A 24,198-nucleotide genomic window follows, 5' to 3' on the forward strand; every position below is an offset into this window, starting at 1 on the left:
GGTCGACCGGGACCGTCCTAAATCCCCTCGCCATCGACGCCGGCGCTGCTCAGGAAGCCGTGCTCCCTGAGGTAGCCGATGATTTCCTCGGCGATATCCTCCGGATCCCGCCCGACATTGCGAATGTGGATCTCGGGGTTTTCCGGGGCTTCATAGGGGCTGTCGATGCCGGTGAAATTCTTGATTTCACCGCGGTCCGCCTTGGCGTAGAGACCCTTGGGGTCACGCTTGCGGCACTCCTCGATAGGCGTGTCGATGAAGACCTCGATAAACTCGCCCTCGCCCAGCAGGTCGCGCGCCATGCGGCGCTCGGACTGAAACGGCGAGATGAACGACACCAGCGTGATCAGGCCCGCATCGGCGAACAGACCGGCGACCTCGCCCACACGACGGATGTTCTCCACCCGGTCCGCATCGGTGAAGCCGAGATCCCTGTTGAGACCGTGGCGGACATTGTCGCCGTCGAGCGTATAGGTGTGCTTTCCGTCGATGTGGAGCTTCTTTTCCACGATCGAGGCGATCGTCGACTTGCCGGACCCCGACAGGCCGGTGAACCACAGCACCGCGGGCTTCTGGCCCATTTTTTCCGACCGGGCAGTCTTGTCGACATCGAGCGCCTGCCAGTGAATGTTGCTGGCCCGGCGCAGCGCGAACCAGACCATGCCGGCTCCGACCGTCGCATTCGACATCCTGTCGATGAGAATGAACGAGCCCGTCGTGCGGCTGGCTTCATAAGGATCGAACGGTACGGCAGAAGACAGGGCAAAATTGCAGAAGGCGATTTCGTTCAGTTCCAGCGTCTTGCCGGCGACATGCTCGAACGTGTTGACGTTGATCTTGTGCTTGATCTCCGACACCGTCGCCGTCACGGTCCGCGTGCCGATCTTCAGAAGATAGGGCCGGCCGGGCAGCAAGGGCTCGTCGGACATCCAGATGACATGGGCGGCGAACTGATCGGCCACATCCGGCCGGTGCGCCGTCGACGACAGGAGATCACCGCGGGAAATGTCGATCTCGTCTTCCAGGGTGAGCGTGACCGCTTCTCCGGCCACCGCGTCGGCGACCTCGCCGCCGGCGCCGATGATGGTCTTCACCTTCGAGATTTTCGCCGGACCCGCCACGACCACCTCGTCGCCGACGGCAACCCGGCCACTGGCGACGGTCCCGGAATAGCCGCGGAAATCGAGGTTGGGCCGGTTCACCCACTGCACCGGAAACCGGAACGGCGCCTCGAGTGCGTGCTCGCCGACTTCGACGGTCTCCAGGTGTTCCAGAAGGGTCGGGCCGGAATACCAGCCCATCTTGTCACTGCTTGCCGTGACATTGTCGCCATAGCGCGCGGACATGGGGATCGCCTGCAGGCTCTCGAAATCGAAGCCGTTGGCGAAGGTCTCGAAGTCCTTGCGGATCTCCTCGAACCGCTCCTGGGAGAAGTCGACCAGATCGATCTTGTTGATCGCCAGCACCACATGACGGATGCCGAGCAGCGATGCGATGAAGGCGTGGCGCCGGGTCTGCACCATCAGCCCGTGGCGGGCATCGACCAGCAGCACGGCAAGATCGGCGGTCGAGGCGCCAGTGGCCATATTGCGGGTGTACTGCTCGTGACCCGGGGTGTCGGCGACAATGAACTTGCGCTTTTCGGTAGCGAAGAAACGATAGGCCACGTCAATGGTGATGCCCTGCTCGCGCTCGGCCTCCAGACCATCGACCAGCAGGGCCAGATCGATTTCCTCGCCGACAGTGCCGTGCTTTTTGGAATCGCGCTCAAGCGCTGCCAGCTGATCCTCGAAGATCAGCTTGGTGTCATAGAGCAGACGGCCGATCAGGGTCGACTTGCCGTCGTCCACGGAGCCGCAGGTCAGGAAACGGAGCTGGTCCTTGGTTTCCTGGGCGATGATATAGTCTGTGACGGCCGTTTCGGCGGCATCTTCCAGGTTCGCGATCGTCATCTCAGAAATACCCTTCCCGCTTCTTCTTTTCCATCGAGGCGCTTTCATCCTTGTCGATCAGGCGCCCCTGGCGCTCGGACGTGCGGGCAATCAGCATTTCCCGGACAATCGCGGGCAGCGTGTCGGCGTCCGATTCAATGGCGCCGGTCAGCGGATAGCAGCCGAGCGTGCGGAACCGCACCAGCTTCTCCTCGATGACCTCTCCGGCCTGCAGCTTCATGCGCTCGTCATCGACCATGATCAGCATGCCGTCCCGATTTACCACCGGCCGCACGGCGGCGAAGTAGAGCGGCACCATCGGAATGTTTTCCGTCAGGATGTACTGCCAGATGTCGAGTTCGGTCCAGTTGGACAGGGGAAAGGCGCGGATGCTCTCGCCCTTGGCGACGCGGGCGTTGTAAAGGCTCCACAGTTCCGGGCGCTGGTTCTTCGGATCCCAGCCATGGGCGGCATTGCGGAACGAGAACACCCGCTCCTTGGCGCGGGACTTTTCCTCGTCCCGGCGCGCGCCGCCGAAGGCCGCGTCGAAGCCGTATTTGTTCAGCGCCTGCTTCAGCGCTTCCGTCTTCATGATGTGCGTGTGCACCGACGAGCCGTGCTCGAACGGGCTGATCCCGCGCTCCAGCCCCTCCGGATTGGTGTGCACGATCAGGTCCATGCCCAGGCGGCTTGCCGTCTCGTCCCGGAAGGCGATCATGTCGCGGAACTTCCAGGTCGTGTCCACGTGCAGCAGGGGAAACGGAGGTTTTGAAGGGTAGAATGCCTTCATGGCCAGATGCAGCATCACGCCGCTGTCCTTGCCGATGGAATAGAGCATCACCGGATTGGAAAACTCGGCCGCAACTTCGCGGATGATATGAATGCTTTCCGCTTCAAGCCGCTTCAGGTTGGAGAGGCGCTCGGGCGTGATCCCCTGAGATTGCATGTTCATGTTCGCTTTTCCGTTGAGCCGGCAGTCCGGCCGAGATCTCGAAGTCCAGGCTCCGCGTCAGGCGGCGGGTGCCAGGTCTTGAAGCAATTGCCGACCGCTGGCGGCGATGAAATACGGATTGCGCAAGTCGTCCTTGCTGGCGTTTTCCGGTACGCGGTAGACGAAATCCTCTCCGCTCGCGGCATGGATCAGAACGCCTCCGGCCGCCCGGAGCACCGCGTCGCCCGCGGCAATGTCCCACTGCATGGTCGGAGCAAGACGCGGATAGAGATCGGCGCGCCCTGCGGCCACCCAGCACAGTTTGAGAGACGAGCCGATCGAAAGCTGTTCGGCCACCTTGACCCGGCCGATCAGGTCGGCGGTCTCCGCCGACATGTGAGACCGGCTGGCCAGCACGCTCAGGCCCTCCGGAGGCGGCGTCCTGACGGTGATTTCCCGGGCATCGGCGACCGCGCCGTTTTCGATCCGGCCGGTGAAGGCGGCGGTGCGCGTGCCGCTGGCGGTCTCCATCAGGCCGCCCCAATAGATCTCGCCCAGCGCCGGAGCGGACACGACACCGAAGACCGGTTTGCCGTCCTCGATCAGGGCGATGTTGACCGTGAATTCACCGTTCTTCTTCAGGAACTCCTTGGTTCCATCCAGCGGATCGACGAGAAAACAGCGGCTGCTGACCGCCGGCAATGCACCGGCCTCTGCGGCTTCTTCCGCAATCACCGGTGTGCCGGCAAAGCGCTCCGAAAGACCCGCCAGAATGATTTCCTCCGCCGCGGCATCGGCCTTGGTCACCGGAGATCCGTCGGTCTTGCTCAGAACCTCGAACGGTTCGCTGTAGACTTTCAAAATGTCCTCACCGGCGCGGATCGCCAGCTGGTTCAAAAAGGATATCTGGTCTTCCGTCATCAATGCCTCGATCTGCCCGGACTTCGTTGGACGTCCGCAACCCATGCTCTTAGGGCCTGCCCGTAGATAATGAAAGAACCTGTATCAATTCAAGGAATGCTGTTCCACGAATGGGCGCGAAATGAAAACACCCGGGTTTCTCTGGACCCGGCGGGCGGCGTTTTGTTGCGCAGCACAGGGAGAGTTCCCCTTGGGAAGGTCGATTCACGGATTGGCAATGCCTTTTCTGCTAGGGTACGATGAACTGGGTGCAAATCACCCTCAGGCACTACCTAAACGTGAGGTGACCATGTCGGACGCCAAATCGATCCCGCAGCAACCTGCGGAAGACAGCAGCAGCGATCAGTTCCCGCGCGAGCGGCGGGCCCGTGTCTTCAAGAAGGGCAAGATGGTCTTTCAGCACGGCCTCAGGTCCATTCCCTGCACCATCCGAAATATTTCCGAGGGCGGCGCGTTGCTCGAGTTCGAGCAGGCCTACATGCTGCCGAAGGAATTCGACCTGCATATCGATCTGGAGGACTATGAGGTCACTTGCGAACGCCGTTGGGAAGACGGCCTGCGTTGCGGTGTCCAGTTTCTCGGCGAAAAACGTCCGGTCTCGGCGCAACGCGCCCAGGTTCTGAAAACCTCCGAGGAGGCGCTGAAGAGCGAAATCGACGAACGCGGCGACAGCCCCGACAATTTCTTCCAGCGAAAGCACTTCGACGATTCCAGGAGCGAACCGGCACCGGCAGCCCGCCCCAGGCCCGCAGGCGGTGGCAAGCCCACCTTCGGCAAGCGCCGCTGAGACATTGAATGACGGCAACAGGCCCTCTTCGGCACGCGCTGAAAGGGGCCTGTTGCGTCAGGCCTCGATGTCCTTCGACCGGTCAGCCCGTCTGAGCGTCCCGCTCCAGGGCGCGTTTCACCGACGGACGTTCGCCGCACCGCGTGATCCAGTCCCTGACCACCTTGTTGTCCGGCATGAGATCGGGCAGCCACAGGAAAACACTGCTGCACAGAAGATCGGCGGCGGAATAGTCTTCCCCGAGCAGATAGGGCCGGCGTTCGAGGGTCTCCGCCAGCCGTTCGACCACGGCATCCAGATTTCGCAGGTTGGCGTCTATGACCGGATGGGACACGCCGACCATGTGCAGCACGATCACCGGCTCCATGACGCCCTGATAATAAAACATCCAGGACAGATAGTCTCCGCGGCCGGGCGCACCTTCAACGGGTCCCAGCCCGGCCTGCGGATACCTGTCGGTGAGATAGAGCATGATGGCGCCGCGCTCGCGCACCCGCTCGTCGCCGTCGACGAGAAAGGGCACCTTCTTTTCCGGATGAGGGTTTCGCGGATCGTGACTGCCGGAGCCGTCATGGCGCGGGATCGTCACTTCCTGGATGTCAACTGGCGCGCCCAGTTCCTCGATCAGGGCGACAACCGTCGAGGACCGGCTGTTGGGGGCGTGAAAAAGTGTTGTCATGGTCGGAACCTTTCAATGTCGAGGTCTTTCAGTTGCGGCGGGATGGGTATAGCGTCCCCCTGCTGACAGATTACGGCAGGAGCAAATGGCCCGACCCGACAGACTGATGCGCCTGATGGATCTGCTCCGGCGGCTTCCCCAGCCTGTGACCGCCGCGCGGCTTTCGCAGGAAACCGGTGTCTCGCTGCGCCAGCTCTACCGTGACATCGCGACCCTGCGTGCCGGCGGCGCGCTGATCGACGGCGCCGCCGGCCTCGGCTATTCCCTCACCGAGGACCCGGTGCTGCCGCCTCAGAGTTTCTCCCGGATCGAGATAGAGGCCCTGATGCTGGCCCTGAGCGGCCTCGACCAGATCGGCGATCCCACGCTGATCGACGCGGGCCGTAGCGCCATGGCCAGGATCATCGCGACACTGCCGGACAGCCAGGCACGCCACGCCATGCATACGATCATGCGCACCTGGCGCAAGCCGGACGAGCGGCCGCCCGTCACGGTCGATCTCGACCTGCTGCGGGAGGCCTGCTGGCAGGAATTCAGCCTGACGATGACCTACCGCGACCTGCAGGACCGGGTCACCACCCGCGATATCTGGCCGCTGGGCCTGTCCTACAGCGAGACGAGCCTGGTGCTGCTCGCGATGTGCCGCCTTCGCGACGACTACCGCCTGTTCCACATCAGCAGGATCATGTCCCTCCAACGCGGGGCGGACAGCTTCCGGCCCAAACGGGCGGCGCTGATCCGCGCCTATGTTCATCGGCACGATGCACCTCTCCCCGGCAACAGTCCCGGTACCAGTTTCGGCCCCAGTGCTGGCCCCGGTCCAGACACGGGCGCAGGCCGCGAGGGGCCCGTTTCTTGAGGCTGTCTTCTCGGGTGCCGGTGCCTCGTTCCGGCAAGTCATGCTTATTTAGGGTTGCATTTTCCTTGAATAAATATCTGAAATAGAATATCTTCTTTTGCAAACAAGAACAGTATCCGCCTTTGAATGCCGGCAGCGTGCCCCCATCGACACGTTTTTCAAGCCAAAGGACCTTTCTTGATGCACATCCGCCTTGTCACTTCTCTCTTTCGAGCGTCGGGTCTCTCTCTCCTACCCGGCCTTCTTGTGACACTCTGCGTGTCTGCGGCGGGAGCGCAGACCGCCGACTGTCCGGACCCGGGCCGCCAACCGGCAACGGAAAAGCTGATGTCGCTGGTTCAAGGCGATCCGGCGCTGCAGGAGCAACTGACCCGCTCCATCGAACTCGGTCAGATCATCAATTCCGATCCGAACACGAACCCGGTGGCGAGCCTTGAAGACTATTACGATTTCATCGACGCCCTGGTCACCTATCCGCCGCAGAACATCGACAGTGGCATTTACGACGGCAAGATCCGTGTCAGCATGGATGGCACCAATTACTGCAACTGGAATATCCTGGACATCCTGTCCTTCAGCTATTTCCTGGTCGACCGGCAATTGACTACCGATCCGCGCGGCCAGATCCAGTTCGAAAACGACGCCTTTTCCAACTGGATGCGCGACATCGCGGAGGAATGGGGACACTATCTGGAGACCCCCGCCTCGGCCGTTCATGTCCCCGACTTCACCGGCGACCCGAATTTCGGCGACTGGTATTGTCCGCCCGAGGGCGGCTACACCACGTTCCAGGACTTTTTCACCCGCGAACTGTGCGCTGCCACCTTTCCCACCGGCTCCCGCCCCGTCGAGGGGTATGACGACCCGGCCACGGTTGTGGCCATCGGCGACAGCACGTCGGCCGGATGGTGGCCGATCAGCGGCAACGGCAAGCTGGTGACGACTTATGATGGCATCTCCCAGGGCGGAGAAGTGATCAAGGGACAGCTCTACAGCAACGTCGCCGACTTCATCCTGGGCAAGGATGGCGAAACCGTCCTGGAGACGTTCGGCGCGATCGATCCGGCGATCTTCAACAAGGGCACCTGGACCCACCAGTTCCTCAACGTGAACAACTATCACCGGCTTCACGTGCCGGTCGCCGGCAAGATCGTCTACCTCAAGCACCTGCAATCGGGCGTCCGGATGAAATCGGGCTGGGCGGAAGCCCGCCGGCCGGAGGAGGTTGACCACTACGATCCGCAGGACACCGCCGACTGGCAGTTCGGCCAGACCCGCATGGTCATCGGGATCGAGACGGAATCCCATGGCACCGTGGTGATCTCGCCAATGGGCATGGCGCAGGTTTCCTCGATCGTGAAACGCGACTGGGTCACCGAGGACGCCATGACCGACAAGGGCTGGGAATTCGCAAACTTTGCCTTCGGCGGATCCGATTTCGTGGTCATCTTTCAGGAGGACGCGGACTTCGTCCTGACCGCGGAGACCCTGCCGGAAGAGGCGCCGGGCGCGGGCGTCGCCTACAAGACCTCCCTGCAAGGCGAGAAATACGGCTGTTTTGGCGGCGTCACCACCTGCAGCGCCACCCCACAGACCCCGCCTGCTCCTCCTTCCGGCGGGTGATACGTCCGGCGGCCCTCCCCCCTCGGGCCGCCGGTCGCTTCCCTACTTTGGAAGGACGGCAAATTGCATTCAGGCGCCGCCAGTCGAACCGCAATCCGGTCCGGCTGGCGGTTTCTCTTTTGTCACCATTGATTATAGGGCAAGAACTTGCCGCACATGGTGATCTTGACCCGGTCTCCCTTGGGGTTTTCCTCCCGCTCGATCTTCAGGTCGAAATCAATCGCGCTCATGATGCCGTCGCCGAATTCCTCATGAATGAGTTCCTTGATGGTGTCGCCATAGACGTAGGTGATTTCGAAGAAGCGGTAGATCAACGGGTCCTTGGAAACCGTTTCGGCCTCCTGGCCTTTTTTCGGCGGCAACTGAAGAGCGATCTCGACATCCCTGGTGCGATTGCCGAAACCGAGGAAACTCGCGACCTTCGCTGCTGCTTCCGCAGGCAGGGCATTCTGGCCAAGGCAGGCAGACACGACAAAGACGTCCGACATGCCGGCCGCAGCCGAAATGTCCGCCCAGCTTGCTTGCCTCGCGAACTTGGCGGCCATGACGAGTTCGGTCATCTCCAGTTTGGTCATCAGGGGGGCCAATGTTGCATCGGCGGATGGCATGGTCGTTACGGTGCTCATGGGTGCTCTCCAGGTTGGGTTTCGGTGTGGGGTTGAGAAATCAGGCTGCCTCGGCTTCGGGCTGCCGGGCCAATTCCTTGCGCGCCATCATGTGCTGGCGCGGTGCGTTGACGGCGTCGACGGCGAGAAGCCGGCTTCCGCAAAAATAGCTCAGGGAAAAACTGCCGCTGGCGGGGTCCCCTTCCAGCTGCGTGCGATCATGGCCTTCCGACAGACCGGCGATCTGCAGTTTGCAGTCATATTGATCCGACCAGAACCAGGGAACGGGATCGTAGGCGACCTGTTCACCCAGCATTGCGCCGGCAGCGACCTTCGACTGGTCTATGGCGTTCTGTACGCTTTCGAGGCGCACCTGCCGCCCGTATCTTCTTGAGGGAAACAGGCTGCAGTCGCCGGTCGCAAAAACGTCCGGGGCCGATGTTCTGCAGGCTCGATCGACGACGATACCCGCCGCCACGTCCAGCCCCGCCGCCTCGGCAAGGTCGGTGACGGGAACGGCACCAACCGCGACCAGCACGAGATCTGCTTTCAGGGCCTTGCCGCCGGTCAGCTTCACGGCAGCCACCGCCCCGTTTCGGCCCTCCAGTGCCGCAACGCCGACGCCAAGATGAAACTCGACGCCGTTCTGGCGGTGGAGCGATTGAAAATACTCGGACATCTCCGGCGCAACCGAGCGCATGAGCACACGGGGCTGGGCCTCGACCACCTGCACGACCTTGCCCATGCGCGCGGCGACCGCGGCAAACTCCATGCCGACGTAGCCGGCGCCGATGATCGCGATGCTCTCGGCGGCTTCCAGCGCGGTTCGAAGCGGGGCGATATCATCCATGCCGCGCAGGCTGAAGACGCCGCCCAGATCCGCGCCCGGCAGCGGGATTTGCCGGGCCCGTGTGCCTGTCGCCAGGACCAGCCTGGAATAGGCCAGCTCCTGACCGGTGCCCAGGGAGACCTTTCCGGCGGCAACATCGAGCCCCAGGACCCTTGCCCCCATCCGGAACTCAATTGAATGGGCGTCGAAATAGGCCTCCGGCCGGAGATAAAGCTGCTCCTCGGCCAGATCGCCCTTGAGATAGGCCTTGGACAAGGGGGGACGCTGATAGGGGAGCCAATGCTCATCCCCGAAAAGCACAAGGTCTCCGTCGAAGCCCTTCGACCGCAATGTCTCGGCCGTTTTCAGGCCGGCTTGCCCGGCCCCCACGATCACAATCGGCGCGTTCATGTTCGATGTCCTGTTTCACTGTCCGGGCGCCGGCGGCAGGCTGCCGCCGCCGGCGCAAGACCGCCCTTAGAACGGCAGGCCTTCTTCGATCGGCAACGCAGGGTCACGGGACCATTCGTTCCAGGAACCGAAATAGATCTTCACGTCCTTCACACCCGCCTCCTTCAGTGCGAGATAGGTGTTAGACGCCCGCGCGCCCTTGAAGCAGTAGAGCGCCACCGGCGTCTCCGGCGTGATGCCCACCGTGGCGCATTCCGCCAGGACTTCTTCCCTGGACTTGATCATCGGTCCGGAGGCCGTCGGCTTCATCATCCGGTACCATTCGATCCACCTGGCCCCCGGAATGCGCCCCTTGCGCGGGCAGAAATCCTTGCCATAGGGTGAAGAGCTTTCGGCGATCCACTCGTCGATGTCGCGCACATCCAGCTTGACGACATCGTCCTTGTCGACAGCCGCCATCATGTCGGCGACGTCCATCATCAGGTCGGCGCCGCTGTCCGAAGCCGGGAAGACCCCGGGCGACGGTGTGGCAGCTTCTGTTGATTGTGACAGGCCGGCAGCAACCCAGGCCTCGTAGCCGCCGTGCAACACCTTGATCTTCGGATATCCGAGATACTGCAGCAGAAAATAGCCCCGGCAGGACTGTCCGAAGCCGGACGCCATCGACTGTTCGTAGATCACCGCGGTTTCTGAACCCGAAAGACCGACCGAGCCGAATTCCTCCGCGAATTTTCCGCGCAATTCGGCAATGCCTTCAGGTGACGAGGTTGCCAGGTAAGTGAAGATATCGTGCAGATTGACGGCACCGGGAATGTGACCGGCGGCGTAGGCTTCCGGGGCCCGTGTATCGATCACGACACAGGGTTCACTTGCAACGAGGCTCTCGAGTCCCGAGGCAGAAATCAGGGTTCCGTCCGTCATGGTCATGCTCCTTTTTCGTTGGAAATGCGGTGTGATCAGGCAGCACCCAGGTCTGCCAGCATTTTTCTGAGTTGTTTGGTGGCGGGCGTCACGATGGCCACGAAATAGGCCTCTCGCAGTCTCCGCTGGGCCGCACCGCGGCGCACATACCCGCGCGCGCCGCAATGAAGCATCGCGTTGTGTGCGGCGGCCACCGACGCATCGCCCGCCGCCAGACGCGCCTTGATGACGCGGATGAAATACTCCTTCGACGTGTCGAAGGGCGTGCGGGCAAGTTCGAAAACCTCGGTCTCCATCGCTTCAAGCTGAGACCTGAAATCGTCCGGCTGATCCGGGAGGTGGCAATTGACGTGCGACAGGGTCTGGCCGGCCTGCTCCATGAGATCGATGCAGGAGCGGATCATCCCGAAGGCCATGCCGGCCTGCAGCAGAATGAAGCCTGCGCGAATGCGCGGGATATAGTCGTCGATCGGATCCGCCAGCACGCTCCCTGCCGGGATGAACGCCTTGCGCAGCTGGATGGCAAAGGTCCGGGTCCCGTCCAGTGCAACGAAATCGTCATTTTCAGAGATCTTTACACCCGGGGCCGAACAATCGGCGACGGCCATGACCTTGTGTTCGTTTTCCTCCGGCAAGGAAAAGACTATTCCGAAGTGATGATCTTCGCCCAGGTTCGAGACCCAGGGCAAAGTGCCCGTGACTTCATAGCCCCCTTCGACACGAACGCCTTTCAGACGAAGCTTTTCGATCCCGAAAAGCGACTTCATCGGATTGGACAGGCCGGTGCCGCCCAGAACTTCGCCACTGGCGATCTTTGGGCCCAGGGTCTGCCTGAGAGTCTCGTTCTCGGAATTCGCGATGTACCAGGCGAGTGCATCCTGACACCAGACGCAGAAGGCGGTCGAAAGGCACTCCTCCCCCACGATCGTCATGGCGCGAATCAACGTCTCGAGATCGAAGGCTTCGGGAGAACTTGTATCTGCGGCGGCCATCGGGGCGTGTTGAGCAAAAGCGCCGGCGTTGCCAAGCGCGCGCATCACGGCTTCCGGGTAGACGCCCTTCAGATCGATGTCCTGAACCAGCGGAGCAAGGTCGGATTTCGCGATCCGCGCCACATTCGCCAGAATGCCCGGGACGCTCTGCCGCGACACCGCATCTTCGACCGTCTTGAGCTGTACCTGTGCGTTCATCTTTTCACCTCCTCGTTCCGCGGACGGAGTTTGACTGTCGGGACGGTCCGCCCCGCCTGAGGCGGCGGGGCGGACCGGAGGCATCACAGAGACGCCGCGACCATGTTCACCGGCCGCGAGAAGGTGTTGAACACCGGCGACCACTGGCACACATGGGCGATCAGTTCATCGATCGTTTCCTGCGGTGCATCCGCGTCCATGTGGACATTGATCCGCACATCGGTGAAACCGACCGGCTTCTCGCTGACATCGCCCGTGCCCCAGACAGCGGTGATGTTGAGATCGCCTTCCAGTTCAACTTCGAGCGAATTGATGGTGATGCCCCGGTGCACCGCGTTGGCGTGCAGACCGACGGCAATGCACGAGCCAAGCGCCGCCAGAGACGCTTCGGACGGGTTCGGCGCGGTGTCGTCGCCCAGCAGGCCCGGCGGTTCGTCGACAATGTAAGGATCCAGGTCGCGGATGTAGTTGGCATGCCGGAAACGGCCTTCCGCAACGGTCTTGCATTTCAGGGTCTTGACCGCTTTCGGGTTCTTCTTGCCATTTTCGATCAGGGCATCGAGACCGCCCTTGTCGATTGGTGCCAGACATCCCGTCAGGGCTGTTGCAGGTTCGGACATCAAATTCTCCTTCTTGGTTTCCTTGGGCAAAATGAAATCAGGATGATCGCAGCCAGCTGAGTTTTGCGATGGCCAGCTGCAACAGGGTGTCCAGGCTGAACCCGATCACCCCGATGATCACGACGGTGGCCGCGAGCCGGTCGTATTCGAGCGTGTCGCGGGCGTCGTTGATGGCGTAGCCGAGCCCGGACGTGACCCCGAGGTATTCGGCAGGAACGAGGATGATCCAGGCGACGCCAAGCGCCAGGCGGATGCCGGCCAGAATGTCCTGCGAGATCGCGGGCAGGATGATGACAAACAGCATGTGCCAGGGCCGGGCACCCAGGTTGCGGGCCACCTTGAACCAGGAAGGTTCGATGCGCCTGAGACCCGAAGCCGTCGAAAACAGGACCGGCCAGATGGCGGCGACCGCGATAAGGAAGACGATCGCGCCTTCCCAGGTGGCAAAGGCCATGACCGCGATCGGCATCCAGGACAGGGGCGAAATCATCCGGAGGAACTGAAACGGCACATTCGTAAGCTTGCGGAAGCCCGTGATCGCGCCGACCAGAATGCCGACGGGCACGCCGATAACGATGGCCCAGAACAACCCCGAAGCGACCCTGACCAGGCTTGGAACCGTTATCTGGAACGCCTCCCCTGTCGCGATCATCTCTCTCAGCCGCAGCAGGGTCGGGGCCGGCGCGAAATCAGCGAAGGCATAAAGATCATCGGACGCTTCAACCATGCGCCCGCCAACCCACCAGACTGCCAAAAGCAGGGCCAGGCCGGCCACCGTGTAACCCAGGCTTTCGAGGCTGCCGCTCAACCTGCCCTTCATGTCCTCAGACAGGAAAGGCCTGGTGCCGGCCACCGCGGCAGCCGGCGTGAAACCGGCCTCCCGCGTTATGATCGGGCTCGTCTCGCTCACAGCGACAGGACCTCCTCGCGATTGAAAGGGTCATCCGGATTGACCGACGGGTCGTTCTTCCACTCCGGGTATTTTTCAAGCGATGCCTTGACGAAGCTGCGATCCACCAGATCGTCGGCGACAAAGGACGGGTCGAGGTCCGCCAGAAAGTTCTTGTCGCCGCCAACCACGGTCTGCTTCATCTGCTCGACCGTCAGTTTGGTGGCCGACGGGTAAGGCCAAGGCTGAAAGTCGATGCGGCCGTTGCCCCAGTCATCGACATGCTGGACGGCCCCGCTGTCGCGGTAGGCGGGCAGGTCGTATTCGGTCATGGCCCGCTTGACGACCGGGGCCGGTGCCGGGAGATAGCCCTCGCCGTTCTTTGAAATGATCTCGGCGACTTCAGCCTTGTTGGTCGAGGCGTAGATCGCACCGCGCACCACGGCGTTGACCACTTTCTGGGTCCACTCGGGACGCGCCTTGGTCGCTTCCTCGTGCATGCACAACACGCAACAGGGATGGTTCTTCCAGATGTCGCCGGTGAACCGCAGCATGCGTGCACCGGCCTTCATCTCGCCAAGTGCGTTGAAGGGTTCCGCAACGATATAGGCATCGAGCTTGCGGGCCGCGAGGGAGGCCGGCATTTCCGGCGGCGCCATGACCTGAAGATTGCATTCGTTTGCGGCCAGCGGCTCTCCCGGCCCCTTGATGACCGGGGTGACACCGGACGCTCTCAGCGCGTACTGGAGCACGATGTTGTGCATCGAATACCAGAACGGCACCGCCACCTGCTTGCCGCCCAGTTGAGAAAAGTCGGTGATGTCGGTGTGTTTTCCAACGACGAGGCCGGAGCCGTTGGTGTGTGCCCAGGCCATGATCTTGACCGGAAATTTGTTGTTGTAGCGCATCCAGATCGGGATCGGATTGAGGAAGTGGACGACGTTGAACTTGTTGGACACGAAGCCCTCGATCAAAGGCGACCAGCCGCGGATCAGGGTCGGGCGCTCGGCCTCCAGCCCCTCATCGGCAAAGAAACCCTTGGCATGGGCCACCAGCAATGCCGTCGCATCGGTGATCGGCAGATAGCCGATACGCACGACCTCATCTTCCTGGGCGTAGGACATCTGGGGCAATGAGGCGAGAAGCCCGGACAGCGACGCGAACAGGCCGCCCTTGGCGAACATGTTCAGCATCTGGCGGCGGGAATAATCTCCCGCGTAGGCCTCTCCTGCCCATTTCTCCATGGCCCAGTCGAATTGCCCGGTCTTCAGGCTGTCGAGATAAGTGCTGTCGGTCTTGCTCATGGTCTGATGCCTTTGTTGGTCTGGAAAACGGATCAATTGGCTGCCAGCCGATCAATCGCTGCTGGAGCGTTCAGGCTGTCCAATGGAATGAAGCCCTGGGCCTCGGCCATTGCCATGCCGGCAGCGGTCTCATAGGCCGTCACGAGCTTGCGGCGCGCCTCCGCGAAGTCAGGCATGGACGGAAGTCGGTCGCCCGCGATGTCGATCCTGATCTCGGCTTCGATGTCGCCGGGATCGGCTTTCATCACCAGAGCGCGGTCGGCCATCATCACGGCTTCGTTGATGTCGTGCGTGACCAGCACAAGGGTGATGCCGAGATCCTTGCAGATCCGGCGGATGTCCCGTTGCAGCGCATGACGGGTGAAGGCGTCGAGCGCCGAGAGAGGCTCATCGAGCAGCAGGACTTCGGGTTTCAACGCAAGAGAACGGGCAAGCGCGACACGCTGTTGCTGACCGCCGGAGAGATCTTGGACATTGCGTTTTGCATAGTCGCCGAGTTCGACCAGTTCCAGCACTTCAGGAATGCGATTGCCTGCCTCCCTGGTCCTGCCGTTGAAGCGCAGGCCGAGCCCGACGTTCTGTTCGACACTCATCCAGGGATACAGGCTTGGCGCCTGAAACATCATGATCCGGCTCGGCGACGGCTCCGTTATGCGTGCGCCATCGACCAGAACTCTGCCCGCCGTCGGAAGAGACAGGCCGGACAGGACATGCAGGAGAGTGGATTTGCCACATCCGGACCTGCCGATCAGCGCGAGGGCTTCACCCGGAGAGATTTCAAGGTCGATATGCCCGAGAGCCTTCGCCCCGCCCCCCTTGTAGGTGTGGGAAATCCCGATCGCCTGAATATGAGCACCGCCAGCCATGGTCTACTCCAGATAGAAACATACCGTTCTGTTTCCTATAAGCAGAGACCATGCCAACTCAGTGATTTACGTGTTACTATTTGTTTTCATTAATATTTTTAACAAATCCGCAAAAGAACCGCTCGATATGCACTGCACAATTTACGACCGAACGCCTTCCAAGACAGCCTAATTCCGCGCCGGTGTACCTGAGGTTCACCCCGGCTGTGCACATTGCAGGATTGAAAAACCGGCGTTGGTCCAGTAGTGAAAGGAAACAGATCGGTCGGTATCTTTAGGAAAGGTTTTCCGGTGCCCCCCACTTCAAGCGCCACGTCACACGGCATTGCCACCCTCAATTCCGGCCCGGACCGTGGCTCCGCCCGGGAGCGCCTTCTGCTGGCGGCCTCGGACCTGTTCTGCAAGCAGGGCATCAACGCGACCGGCGTGGACGCGGTGATTGCAGCGGCGGGCACGGCGAAAACGACCCTCTACAAGGCCTTCGGCTCCAAGGAGGGGCTGGTCGAGGCGGTTCTGGAACGGGAGGGGGAGACCTGGCGCACATGGTTCGTCGCAGAGGTCGATGCCCTGCCCGGCACGTCGTCGGACAAGCTCGTCCATCTGTTCGATGTTTTGAAAAAGTGGTTCGCCGAAGAGCATTTCTATGGCTGCCCCTTCATCAACGCGGTTGCCGAGCACGACAAGGATGACGACCGCATGCGCGCCATTGCGCTCCGGCACAAGACCGTCGTCCTCGACAAGATACGCGACCTGGCCCGTGAAGCCCGGCCAGAAGACGCGGAGGGGCTGACCCATGAGCTGGCCCTCCTGATCGACGGTGCCATCGTGGCCGCTCTCATCACACGGGACCCGAGCATCGCCGACCATGCCCGGAATGCGGCCGCCAGGGTCCTGAGCACGCACCAGGTGTAATATCAACCGCAATTGACAGAAAACGCGGATCAGGCGGACTGCGCCCTCGCTGCGAAGACCCTGCCGAAGGAAGCGCCGGGTGCTGGTGTCCCCCGTGCCGCACCTTTTCCAGCAACAAAAAGAAGACCAAACGATACGCCTGCAGTCGAGGCGCTCGCCTATGTTGCGCTCAGCAACAAGGAACACACGCATGAAACTTTGCCGCATCCGGACTGAAAACGGCATTCGCCCTGCTGCGATCGACAACGAGGGTCTGGCGCGGGATCTGAGTGGTCATGCAGCAGACATCACACCGGGGTCGGTTGAACCCGCAGCGCTCGATCACCTGCGTGGCATAAACATTGATCTCCTGCCGCTCCTTGCCGGTGACTATGCCCCCATCCTTTCGGATGTCAGGCGGATATTCTGCATTGGCCTCAATTACTCCGACCATGCAAAGGAGAGCAATCTTCCTATCCCGGAACACCCGATCCTGTTCATGAAAGCCTGTCCGGCAAGTGGTGCCAACGATCCGATCACGATCCCAAGGGGTTCGGTCAAGACCGACTGGGAGGTGGAGCTCGGCGTCATCATCGGGACAAAGGCCCAACACGTCCCGGAGACGGAAGCACTGAGCCATGTTGCCGGCTATTGTGTCGTCAATGACGTGTCCGAACGGAGCTTTCAATCGGACTGGGGCGGCCAGTGGGTCAAGGGTAAATCCTGTGACAGTTTCGCGCCCGTCGGCCCCTGGCTCGTGACCAGGGACGAGGTTCCGGACCCGCAGGCACTGGACCTCTATCTCGACGTCAACGGGATGCGTTGCCAGACCGGCAACACGTCGACGATGATCTTCCCGGTCGCCAGGATCGTGTCTTTCCTCAGCGATTTCCTGACACTCATGCCCGGTGACATCATCATCACAGGCACGCCTCCGGGTGTTGGAATGGGCATGAAACCGCAAAAGTTCCTGCGTCCCGGAGACACCGTATCTCTCGGCATTTCCGGCCTCGGTGATCAGCGCCAGAATGTGGTTGCCTTCCCTGTTTGACCCAAAAGAAAGACTGACATGACCCGATTTACCGGCGGCTGCCTGTGTGGCAGCGTGACCTATTCGTGCGAAGCAGATCCGGCGCTTGTCCTCAACTGTCATTGTACAGATTGCCGCAAGGCCATGGGCTCGGTTCACGCGACAACGATGTTTGTTCCCGAAGACAAGGTGACGATCAACGGGTATCCGCGCAGCTTCAGTCACAGTGCGGACAGCGGCGCGTCGATGACCAAGGTCTTTTGCGAAAACTGCGGCTCGCAACTGTTCAGCCGCAACACCAACCGACCGGGAACCCTCGGACTTCGGGCCGGTTCCGTCGATGACGCCTCTCTCATACGACCGATGATGAACATCTACTGCTCAACCGCCGTCCCAAGCACGCCAATGGACCCGCAATTGCCGGCCCATTCAACCATGCCCGGCTGAGGCTTTTTGTGGCGTTGGACAGAGTGTATCCGGCTGAAGGTCGTCCTTCAGCCGGATTTGTTTCGTCAGGCGAGCGCTGCAATCACCGCGTTGGTTCTGGTAACGGCTGCCACGTTCTGCATCGCGTAATTGATCGAGGCCTGGTGCCAATCCGCATTCATGGTCGAACAGGCGTCTTCGGGGACGATCATCCGGTAGCCCTTGTCCGCTCCGGTCCGGGCCGTGTGTTCAACACTCATGTTCGTCCAGCTGCCGGTGTTTATGATCGTATCGCGGCCGCCGTGGCGGAGATAGGCGTCAAGACGGGAGGTCTCCCAGGCGCTCATGCTCATCTTCTCGACAATCAGGTCACCGGGCTGCGGCTCCAGTCCCGCAGCCGGCGCAACGCCCCAGGTCCCGCGCACCAGAGCCTTGTTGTCCTTCAATCCTTTTTGAAGCTCCGCATGTTGGCACAGATACGGCGCTCCCGGTTCCAAGACCATCCAGACATGAATGATCATGCCGCCTCGAGACCGGACGGCGTCCGCCAGCCGCCGGACATTGGCAACCACATTCTGGTCGCGGGCATGATCCGGAGATCCGGTGGCTGCAAACGCGCCCCCGTCAATCATCACGTCATTTTGCAGATCTTGCAGGATCATCGCTGTACGCGCGCCCTCGATCCGGAATTCAAGGTGATCTTTCAGGATCAGCGGAGAAGCTGCGGAAATTGTCACAGCAGGGAGCTCCTGGGCTTTTGGAGGGTGGAACCTGTACCGCATGAACGGTTCTTCCCTGCCCCGCTTGCGCGTTCTTACAGAATAGAGCGAGGTGGAAGCGCACAGGAACAAGGTCGACCAGTCGTCCCCGCCCCAGTGCATATTGGCGACCATTTCAGGGCAGATGATCTTGCCGAGCAGTTCGCCGTGGAACGAATACACCCAGACACCGCCCGGTGCTGTCACATAGAGATTGCCGTCCTGGTCGGCCTTCATGCCGTCCGGCAGCCCGGCCAGTTGGTCGTCGCGAATGCCGCCGGCAAATAGACGGCCATTGGTCAGATGACCATCGCCGGCCACATCGAACATTCGGATGTTGGCCTGATCGGTGTCATTCACCCACATCCATTTGCCACAGGGCGAGAAACACAGGCCGTTGGGCTGACCGAACAGGTATTTGTCGACCACGAACTGGGGCTCATCGCCCGGCCGATGTCCCGGCGCCAGTCGATAGACCCCCTGGAAGTCCAGTTGTGTCGGACGTGGAACGCCGAAATGCTCCTGGCGACCGTAGGTGGGGTCGGTGAAATAGATGCTGCCGTCGTTGGCGACAACAATGTCATTCGGACTGTTGAGCTCCTTGCCAGCGAACTTCGAGCACAGCGTTTCACGCGTTCCATCCCTGTTCACCCGCACGACGGAACTGGTGGTATGCTCGCAGATCAACAGATTCAGGTCGGCATCATAGGTCATGCCGTTGCCCTTGTTGGACGGGCGGGCAATCTCGCTGATGCCCTGTCCGGGCACATACTTGCGGCGAACATCGCCGGGCATGTCCGAAAAGATCAGGTGGTTCTCGACCGGGTGCCAAAGCGGCCCCTCGGTAAAGATGAAGCCGGTCCCCAGATGCCGAACCGGTTCATTCACGTCAATGATCTTGTGAAATCCGTCTGCGATCGCCTGATGTGCCATGCGTCATGCTCCCAATAACTGCCCGGCCGACGCCTGTCGGCCGGGATTGCCTCAAACAGGGAACCAGGGTCGGTTCGGGACGGTTTCGGTCATGGCCCCCGGAACCTGCATGCCGAGCCGGCCAACCACCTTTTGCCGTTCAATCTTCGCTGGCCGGTCATGGATCGGCAGCAGGAAGGTATAATTGTTCAGGAGTTTCTTGATGGCCCCCTTCTCTTCCCGTTTGCTCTGGGAGTGATTGCCGGTCACACGCGGTTCTTTCCAGTTGTTGGTCATCACGTGATTGACGATCTGATCGTTGAAATCATAGATGACATCGCCGCAAATGCAGGCAAGGCCTTCGGATGTTTCGACAATTACATTCATGCTGCCCTCTGTGTGGGCACCCGCGGCTTCACACCAGACACCCGGGATGATCTCTTCGGCGCCGGTAATGTCGAGATCCAGAAACTGCATCGCTTCCGGTTCATAGATCCGGTCGACAAGATGTTTGATGTCCGGCTTCGGATATTGCGGAAACATGATGCCGGAGACCGAAAATTCCATTTCCTTGCGGTTGATCACCACGGTGGTGTTCATCGGGAAGAGATCGTCCTTGCCCGCATGGTCGATGTGCAGATGGGTGTGCAGGATGTAGCGAATATCGCCAAGCTTCAGTCCATGTTTCGCCAGCTGGTTCTCGATCATGTTGTCGTGGAACTGCAACCCGCGCATCCCCAGGCTTTCCATGATGGCGTTGTCCCGGTAACCGGTATCGACCAGTACCGGATACTCCCCGCCCAGGATGAGAAACCCGTAGACCGGGACGCGCCGCGTCCGCCCACATTCATGTCCCAGAACCAGAAAGCTCGTTTCAAGCTCGATATCACCATAGTCGAGCACGTGAATTTGCAAGGCCATATCGGCTCCTCCCGTTAAATGTTACAGCCGGTAAATCCGGGCTGCGGTATCATTGAAGATTGCGGATTGTTTCTTTTTGGACAGGGCGCTCGCCGCATCCTGAAAGGCGTGAAAAAGCTCGGTGTAGCTGGTCCAGAGTTTTTCGATCGGATAGTTCGATCCGAACATGCAGCGGTCGGCACCAAAGATCTTTTCGGTGTCGGTCACCATCTGCGCGATGAATTCCGGATCGTTCTTGTGAATGAACGTGCCGAAGGCCGACAACTTGCTGACGACATTCGGACAGTCCGCCAGCCTCTTCATGCCGTCCTTCCAGATCTTGTGGCCGTCAGCACTGGTGTCCTCCTTCATGCCCGCATGCTGAAGGATGAAGGTCACGTCCGGACAGGAGTTTGCCAGTTCGGCGGCTCCTTCCATCTGGCCGGCAAACACCTGCAGATCGAAACTCCAGCCATAATCGGCGAGCCTGGCGACATTCTTCCGGACCTGAGCATCGCGGCACAGATCCGGGTCCTGTGCAAACCGGTAGAGCGGGTTTTCGTGCCAGTGGAACTGTTGCCGGATGCCGCGCATCAGCGGGTATTTCTTCAGCCGATCCAGTTGGTCCGTCACGTCCTGAGCGGTAAAATCCGCATACCCGACGATGCCCGCGATGGTGCCGTAACTGTCTGCCTGTTCCTGCACCCAGGCCACCTCGTCCTCGAACCAGTTCGGTGCCCAGTTGGCCTGTACATAGACGGATTTCGTGATTCCCGTTCCTGCCAGGTCCGCACGGTATTCGTGAAGGCTGTAGTCCCGCATGATCGCTCGGTAAGGACCGAAAATCCGGGGCTGCTCCGGCCCCAGAAGCCAGGGCAGATCCTTCTGCAACCAGATATGATGGTGTGCGTCGATCATGTGCGCCTCGCCATTGTCAAAATGTGGTCGGTAACGGCTGCGGTGCTGGCACCATTGCCAAGAAAGTCGAGAACCGGCAGCACACCGGCCAGTCCGGATGTGACCGGCTGGTAGTCGGGGTCATCGGCGAGCGGTGACAACCAGTCGAGACGCCAGGCGATGCGCGACAACTTGCGGACGGCATCGATCATCTCGTCAGGTTCACCGCGCTCCAGACCGTCCGAGAGCACCATGACCGAAGCGCCGCGCGCAAAACCCGCATAGCGGGGAACGGACAGGAACGCCGACAGGGCATCGCCGATCCGGGTGCCGCCGTCAAAATCGGCAACCGCGTGGGCGGTGCGCGCCAGTGCCTGCCCGCTATCGGCCGGCCGCAGCGCCCGGGTGATCCGTGTCAGCCGGGTCCCGAGCGTAAAGACCTCGACCGCGTCGGCTGCCTGCACGACCGCATGCGCCAGTTGCAGCAATGCTTCGGAGCGGTCTTTCATCGACCCGGAAACATCGATCAGCAGCACAACCCGTCTTTGCCGTGTCTTGCGCCGGGACTGGAACAGGCGCAGCACCTCGCCATCGCGCTTCGCAGCATCTCGCAGCGACCGGCGCATATCGATGCGGTCTCCGGATTTGGCGGTCCCGCGCCGATAGGACCGGCGCCGCGGCAGCAAGGCCGGGGCGTCTCTCAAGAGCCGCCGCAATGCCTCTTCCCGGCTTTCCTGCAGAGGGCGTTGCCCCAACCGTTCTTCCACCGTTGCCTCCGCGCCGACTTCGCTGTCCTCCTCAGCCGCCTCGATCACCCGGCTTTCGGTCGTCGGCTCGAATGCCTCCACCTCATCCTCTTCGTCCCCCTCGGCCGGTGCCTGAAGGACCTGATCCAGAAACACTGCGCGGAAAAGCGCGTCATACTCGGCAAGCCGCTCGGGCGGGATCGCAAACAGGGCGCGCCCGGCGCGGTGAATATCGGTCATGTCGCGCGGCCCCAGCAGGCCGATGGCGGCAATGAAATCCGTTGTCTGATCGGGCGAAACGGCAAAACCGGCCCGGCGCAGGGCTTGCGCAAAACGCAAAAACGGGTCCAGCGCGCTTGGCAGGGTCACGCCGCTTCTCCCGGCAGGATGGCCGTCAGGCGGTCGGCCAGATAGGTCAGATCGTCGTGGTCCTTCAGCGCCACACCGATGGACCGCCTGAAGGCTTCCGGCCAACGCACACCTTGCGCATTCAAGAGCGTCGCGGCTTCTGCCCATTCGACGGTCTCGGCCACACCCGGAGGTTTGGCCAGAGGCTCCGTCCGCAAATGGCCAACCGAGGCGACCACGGCCCGCGCAGTCGCTTCCGCCACCGTTGAGGCGCGCGCCATGACGATCCTGGCTTCAAGTGCGGCATCCGGATAATCGATCCAGTGATAGACACACCGCCGGCGCAAGGCTTCATGGAGGTCGCGCGTGCGGTTGGAGGTCAGCACGACCACAGGAGCCTGAACGGCCCTCACCGTTCCGGTTTCCGGAATGGAAATGCTGAAGTCCGACAGAAACTCGAGCAGGAACGCTTCGAATTCGTGATCCGCGCGGTCGATCTCGTCGATCAGCAGCAATGATCCGGCCGGGTCACGCAACACCTCCAGCAGCGGACGCGCGAGCAGGTATTCTTCTGCGTAGAGATTTATGTAGCTGTCCCCGGCCTGCCGGATCGCCAGCATTTGCCGCGGATAATTCCACTCGTAGAGAGCCGCGGCGGAATCGATGCCTTCGAAACACTGCAGACGTACCACCCTGCGACCGAGCACGCCGCCCAGGGCTTTGGCGGCCTCCGTCTTGCCGACGCCCGGCGCGCCTTCGAGGAGCAGCGGTTTGCCGAGCGCCAGCGACAGATAGGCCGCCGTCGACAAAGCGTCATCAGCGAGATACTGCGCGTCGACCAGTGCCTTCTGCAGGCCGGACGGATCGGAAATCCCCGCTATGGTGGGCCGGACAACCACTAGGAGCGCACTCCTTGTGGCCGGGCGCCGCCATTGGCCTGAAGTCCCTTGAGAACCTTTTCCGGTGTGATCGGCAAATAGTCACAACGCACACCTATGGCGTTGTAGATCGCATTGGCGATCGCCGGCAGCACCGGGTTTGCACACATCTCCCCCGGACCCTTGCCGCCAAAAGGCGCGTCTTCGGCCGGCCGTTCCAGAACGGCAATATCGTGCGGCACGATCTCGCCCGGCCCCGGCATCAAATAGCTGTTGAAGTCATCCGGGCCATGATCACGATCAGGATAATAGGGCTCCGTGGTTTCATAAAGGGCATGACTGACCCCCATCCACGCGCCGCCAATCAATTGCTGTTCAACGAGCTTCGGATTGAGCGCACGCCCCACCTCATAGGCTGAATTGATCTGCTGCACCGTGACTTCACCGGTCTCGTCGTCAACCTCGAGGTCAATCACCAGCGCCGCATGGGCAAAACAGGTCACCGGGGTCATTTCCCCGGTTTCGGGATTGGCCTGCGACGGCGGGATCAGGAAGATCCCGCGACCGGACAATGTGCGTCCCTGTTTGAACTGCGCGGCAATCGCCGTTTCGGCCACCGTGATCTTTCTGGACGGCGCGCCTTTGACGTGGATGTTCCCTGCCCCGTCGGTATCCAGATCGCTTGCATTGACTTCCAGTTCTTCGGCAGCCGCTTCCATCATCTGTTTGCGGGCCTCCGCGGCGGCCCGGATGACGGCGTTGCCGACCCTGTGGGTGCCGCGTGACGCAAAGGACCCCATGCAATGCGGTCCGGTATCGCTGTCTGCCGTATCGACATAGACATCTGCCACCGGAACACCCAGGGTTTCCGCCGCGATCTGGCGGGTGACCGACTTCATGCCCTGGCCCAGATCTATCGAACTCAGTGCCACCATGAACTTGCCATCCGGTGTCGAATGAACCAGCGCCTGGCTTGGGTCACCGCCAAGGTTCATGCCGATCGGGTAGTTGATGCAGGCGAAGCCGCGGCCTTTGTGAACTGCCAT

The 24,198-nt window shown here is 61.3% G+C and carries 24 protein-coding genes; 6 read left to right on the forward strand and 18 right to left on the reverse strand.

The features are described 5' to 3' along the window. Positions 1-17 precede the first annotated feature (17 nt). Genes cysN through cysQ form a run of 3 tightly spaced genes read right to left on the reverse strand, consistent with a single transcriptional unit; the run spans position 18 to position 3,783 of the window. Positions 18-1,952, reverse strand: coding sequence for a sulfate adenylyltransferase subunit CysN (cysN, locus tag AC0VX3_RS19940; protein ID WP_475521979.1), 1,935 nt, complete (start codon positions 1,950-1,952; stop codon positions 18-20). A 1-nt stretch (position 1,953) separates the two neighbouring features. Beyond that, complete coding sequence (cysD, locus tag AC0VX3_RS19945) at positions 1,954-2,883, reverse strand: sulfate adenylyltransferase subunit CysD (protein ID WP_342895733.1); 930 nt, start codon at positions 2,881-2,883, stop codon at positions 1,954-1,956. Positions 2,884-2,940: 57 nt separating this feature from the next. Continuing rightward, positions 2,941-3,783, reverse strand: a complete 843-nt coding sequence (gene cysQ, locus AC0VX3_RS19950; RefSeq protein WP_475521980.1) for a 3'(2'),5'-bisphosphate nucleotidase CysQ — start codon at positions 3,781-3,783, stop codon at positions 2,941-2,943. Positions 3,784-4,072: 289 nt separating this feature from the next. Here cysQ and AC0VX3_RS19955 point away from each other — a divergent pair, with 289 nt between their 5' ends. Then, positions 4,073-4,570: a PilZ domain-containing protein gene (locus AC0VX3_RS19955; protein ID WP_475521981.1), complete on the forward strand. Its 498-nt coding sequence runs from the start codon at positions 4,073-4,075 to the stop codon at positions 4,568-4,570. A gap of 82 nt (positions 4,571-4,652) precedes the next feature. Here AC0VX3_RS19955 and AC0VX3_RS19960 read toward each other — a convergent pair whose 3' ends face one another. Then, on the reverse strand, positions 4,653-5,249 hold the full coding sequence (locus AC0VX3_RS19960) for a glutathione S-transferase family protein (RefSeq protein ID WP_475521982.1): 597 nt from the start codon (positions 5,247-5,249) through the stop codon (positions 4,653-4,655). An 85-nt stretch (positions 5,250-5,334) separates the two neighbouring features. On the opposite strand from AC0VX3_RS19960, the gene AC0VX3_RS19965 reads away from it, so the two are divergent. Together AC0VX3_RS19965 and AC0VX3_RS19970 are read left to right on the forward strand one after the other, a co-directional pair. Continuing rightward, positions 5,335-6,108, forward strand: a complete 774-nt coding sequence (locus AC0VX3_RS19965; RefSeq protein WP_475521983.1) for a helix-turn-helix transcriptional regulator — start codon at positions 5,335-5,337, stop codon at positions 6,106-6,108. Positions 6,109-6,435: 327 nt separating this feature from the next. Then, positions 6,436-7,731: a phosphatidylserine decarboxylase gene (locus AC0VX3_RS19970; RefSeq protein ID WP_475521984.1), complete on the forward strand. Its 1,296-nt coding sequence runs from the start codon at positions 6,436-6,438 to the stop codon at positions 7,729-7,731. Positions 7,732-7,853: 122 nt separating this feature from the next. Here AC0VX3_RS19970 and cynS read toward each other — a convergent pair whose 3' ends face one another. From cynS to AC0VX3_RS20010, 8 genes are all read right to left on the reverse strand, one after another. Further along, the gene (gene cynS / locus AC0VX3_RS19975) at positions 7,854-8,357 is read right to left on the reverse strand and encodes a cyanase (protein ID WP_475521985.1); all 504 of its coding nucleotides are present in this window, start codon (positions 8,355-8,357) and stop codon (positions 7,854-7,856) included. 40 nt (positions 8,358-8,397) lie between these two features. Beyond that, positions 8,398-9,576, reverse strand: coding sequence for an NAD(P)/FAD-dependent oxidoreductase (locus AC0VX3_RS19980; protein ID WP_475521986.1), 1,179 nt, complete (start codon positions 9,574-9,576; stop codon positions 8,398-8,400). Between the two features lie 66 nt (positions 9,577-9,642). Continuing rightward, positions 9,643-10,497 carry a sulfurtransferase gene (locus AC0VX3_RS19985; protein ID WP_475521987.1) on the reverse strand — a complete coding sequence of 285 codons (855 nt, stop codon included), beginning with the start codon at positions 10,495-10,497 and terminating at the stop codon, positions 9,643-9,645. A gap of 35 nt (positions 10,498-10,532) precedes the next feature. After that, a complete protein-coding gene (locus tag AC0VX3_RS19990) occupies positions 10,533-11,687 on the reverse strand; it encodes an acyl-CoA dehydrogenase family protein (protein ID WP_475521988.1) in 1,155 nt (384 codons plus the stop codon). Between the two features lie 83 nt (positions 11,688-11,770). Beyond that, positions 11,771-12,307: an OsmC family protein gene (locus AC0VX3_RS19995; RefSeq protein WP_103222392.1), complete on the reverse strand. Its 537-nt coding sequence runs from the start codon at positions 12,305-12,307 to the stop codon at positions 11,771-11,773. 37 nt (positions 12,308-12,344) lie between these two features. After that, positions 12,345-13,127, reverse strand: a complete 783-nt coding sequence (locus tag AC0VX3_RS20000; protein ID WP_475525213.1) for an ABC transporter permease — start codon at positions 13,125-13,127, stop codon at positions 12,345-12,347. A gap of 86 nt (positions 13,128-13,213) precedes the next feature. Then, on the reverse strand, positions 13,214-14,500 hold the full coding sequence (locus AC0VX3_RS20005) for an ABC transporter substrate-binding protein (protein WP_475521989.1): 1,287 nt from the start codon (positions 14,498-14,500) through the stop codon (positions 13,214-13,216). A gap of 32 nt (positions 14,501-14,532) precedes the next feature. Next, positions 14,533-15,366: an ABC transporter ATP-binding protein gene (locus AC0VX3_RS20010; RefSeq protein WP_475521990.1), complete on the reverse strand. Its 834-nt coding sequence runs from the start codon at positions 15,364-15,366 to the stop codon at positions 14,533-14,535. A 291-nt stretch (positions 15,367-15,657) separates the two neighbouring features. On the opposite strand from AC0VX3_RS20010, the gene AC0VX3_RS20015 reads away from it, so the two are divergent. The 3 genes from AC0VX3_RS20015 (at position 15,658) to AC0VX3_RS20025 (ending at position 17,734) form a co-directional block, all read left to right on the forward strand. Continuing rightward, a complete protein-coding gene (locus AC0VX3_RS20015) occupies positions 15,658-16,278 on the forward strand; it encodes a TetR/AcrR family transcriptional regulator (protein ID WP_475521991.1) in 621 nt (206 codons plus the stop codon). A gap of 190 nt (positions 16,279-16,468) precedes the next feature. Continuing rightward, positions 16,469-17,308 (forward strand): fumarylacetoacetate hydrolase family protein, encoded by an 840-nt coding sequence (locus AC0VX3_RS20020; RefSeq protein WP_475521992.1) that lies wholly within the window; start codon positions 16,469-16,471, stop codon positions 17,306-17,308. An 18-nt stretch (positions 17,309-17,326) separates the two neighbouring features. Beyond that, positions 17,327-17,734: a GFA family protein gene (locus tag AC0VX3_RS20025; RefSeq protein WP_475521993.1), complete on the forward strand. Its 408-nt coding sequence runs from the start codon at positions 17,327-17,329 to the stop codon at positions 17,732-17,734. Positions 17,735-17,799: 65 nt separating this feature from the next. Here the strand turns inward: AC0VX3_RS20025 and AC0VX3_RS20030 are convergent, their stop codons facing one another. From AC0VX3_RS20030 to AC0VX3_RS20055, 6 genes are read right to left on the reverse strand one after another with little or no spacing between them, the layout of a single operon-like run. Next, complete coding sequence (locus AC0VX3_RS20030) at positions 17,800-19,404, reverse strand: isochorismatase family protein (protein WP_475521994.1); 1,605 nt, start codon at positions 19,402-19,404, stop codon at positions 17,800-17,802. 51 nt (positions 19,405-19,455) lie between these two features. After that, the gene (locus AC0VX3_RS20035) at positions 19,456-20,304 is read right to left on the reverse strand and encodes an N-acyl homoserine lactonase family protein (RefSeq protein WP_475521995.1); all 849 of its coding nucleotides are present in this window, start codon (positions 20,302-20,304) and stop codon (positions 19,456-19,458) included. Between the two features lie 21 nt (positions 20,305-20,325). Continuing rightward, positions 20,326-21,201 (reverse strand): amidohydrolase family protein, encoded by an 876-nt coding sequence (locus AC0VX3_RS20040; RefSeq protein ID WP_475521996.1) that lies wholly within the window; start codon positions 21,199-21,201, stop codon positions 20,326-20,328. Continuing rightward, positions 21,198-22,295: a vWA domain-containing protein gene (locus AC0VX3_RS20045; RefSeq protein WP_475521997.1), complete on the reverse strand. Its 1,098-nt coding sequence runs from the start codon at positions 22,293-22,295 to the stop codon at positions 21,198-21,200. Before AC0VX3_RS20045 ends, AC0VX3_RS20040 begins: the two co-directional genes overlap by 4 nt. After that, positions 22,292-23,173 carry an AAA family ATPase gene (locus AC0VX3_RS20050; protein WP_475521998.1) on the reverse strand — a complete coding sequence of 294 codons (882 nt, stop codon included), beginning with the start codon at positions 23,171-23,173 and terminating at the stop codon, positions 22,292-22,294. Before AC0VX3_RS20050 ends, AC0VX3_RS20045 begins: the two co-directional genes overlap by 4 nt. Next, positions 23,173-24,198 carry a xanthine dehydrogenase family protein molybdopterin-binding subunit gene (locus tag AC0VX3_RS20055; protein ID WP_475521999.1) on the reverse strand — a complete coding sequence of 342 codons (1,026 nt, stop codon included), beginning with the start codon at positions 24,196-24,198 and terminating at the stop codon, positions 23,173-23,175. The genes AC0VX3_RS20050 and AC0VX3_RS20055 overlap by 1 nt, the downstream gene beginning before the upstream one ends.

The sequence above is a fragment of the Roseibium sp. QJM3NY_11 genome, from assembly GCF_056173175.1.

Coding starts and splice junctions, on each gene's coding strand:
- AC0VX3_RS19955 (WP_475521981.1), top strand. CDS start 4,073: ATGTCGGACGCCAAATCGATCCCGCAGCAACCTGCGGAAGACAGCAGC.
- AC0VX3_RS20040 (WP_475521996.1), bottom strand. CDS start 21,201: ATGATCGACGCACACCATCATATCTGGTTGCAGAAGGATCTGCCCTGG.
- cynS (WP_475521985.1), bottom strand. CDS start 8,357: ATGAGCACCGTAACGACCATGCCATCCGCCGATGCAACATTGGCCCCC.
- AC0VX3_RS20000 (WP_475525213.1), bottom strand. CDS start 13,127: ATGAAGGGCAGGTTGAGCGGCAGCCTCGAAAGCCTGGGTTACACGGTG.
- cysN (WP_475521979.1), bottom strand. CDS start 1,952: ATGACGATCGCGAACCTGGAAGATGCCGCCGAAACGGCCGTCACAGAC.
- AC0VX3_RS20055 (WP_475521999.1), bottom strand. CDS start 24,198: ATGGCAGTTCACAAAGGCCGCGGCTTCGCCTGCATCAACTACCCGATC.
- AC0VX3_RS20030 (WP_475521994.1), bottom strand. CDS start 19,404: ATGGCACATCAGGCGATCGCAGACGGATTTCACAAGATCATTGACGTG.
- AC0VX3_RS20010 (WP_475521990.1), bottom strand. CDS start 15,366: ATGGCTGGCGGTGCTCATATTCAGGCGATCGGGATTTCCCACACCTAC.
- AC0VX3_RS20035 (WP_475521995.1), bottom strand. CDS start 20,304: ATGGCCTTGCAAATTCACGTGCTCGACTATGGTGATATCGAGCTTGAA.
- AC0VX3_RS19960 (WP_475521982.1), bottom strand. CDS start 5,249: ATGACAACACTTTTTCACGCCCCCAACAGCCGGTCCTCGACGGTTGTC.
- cysD (WP_342895733.1), bottom strand. CDS start 2,883: ATGAACATGCAATCTCAGGGGATCACGCCCGAGCGCCTCTCCAACCTG.
- AC0VX3_RS19985 (WP_475521987.1), bottom strand. CDS start 10,497: ATGACGGACGGAACCCTGATTTCTGCCTCGGGACTCGAGAGCCTCGTT.
- AC0VX3_RS19965 (WP_475521983.1), top strand. CDS start 5,335: ATGGCCCGACCCGACAGACTGATGCGCCTGATGGATCTGCTCCGGCGG.
- AC0VX3_RS20025 (WP_475521993.1), top strand. CDS start 17,327: ATGACCCGATTTACCGGCGGCTGCCTGTGTGGCAGCGTGACCTATTCG.
- AC0VX3_RS19970 (WP_475521984.1), top strand. CDS start 6,436: ATGTCGCTGGTTCAAGGCGATCCGGCGCTGCAGGAGCAACTGACCCGC.
- AC0VX3_RS20005 (WP_475521989.1), bottom strand. CDS start 14,500: ATGAGCAAGACCGACAGCACTTATCTCGACAGCCTGAAGACCGGGCAA.
- AC0VX3_RS19990 (WP_475521988.1), bottom strand. CDS start 11,687: ATGAACGCACAGGTACAGCTCAAGACGGTCGAAGATGCGGTGTCGCGG.
- AC0VX3_RS19980 (WP_475521986.1), bottom strand. CDS start 9,576: ATGAACGCGCCGATTGTGATCGTGGGGGCCGGGCAAGCCGGCCTGAAA.
- cysQ (WP_475521980.1), bottom strand. CDS start 3,783: ATGACGGAAGACCAGATATCCTTTTTGAACCAGCTGGCGATCCGCGCC.
- AC0VX3_RS20020 (WP_475521992.1), top strand. CDS start 16,469: ATGAAACTTTGCCGCATCCGGACTGAAAACGGCATTCGCCCTGCTGCG.
- AC0VX3_RS19995 (WP_103222392.1), bottom strand. CDS start 12,307: ATGTCCGAACCTGCAACAGCCCTGACGGGATGTCTGGCACCAATCGAC.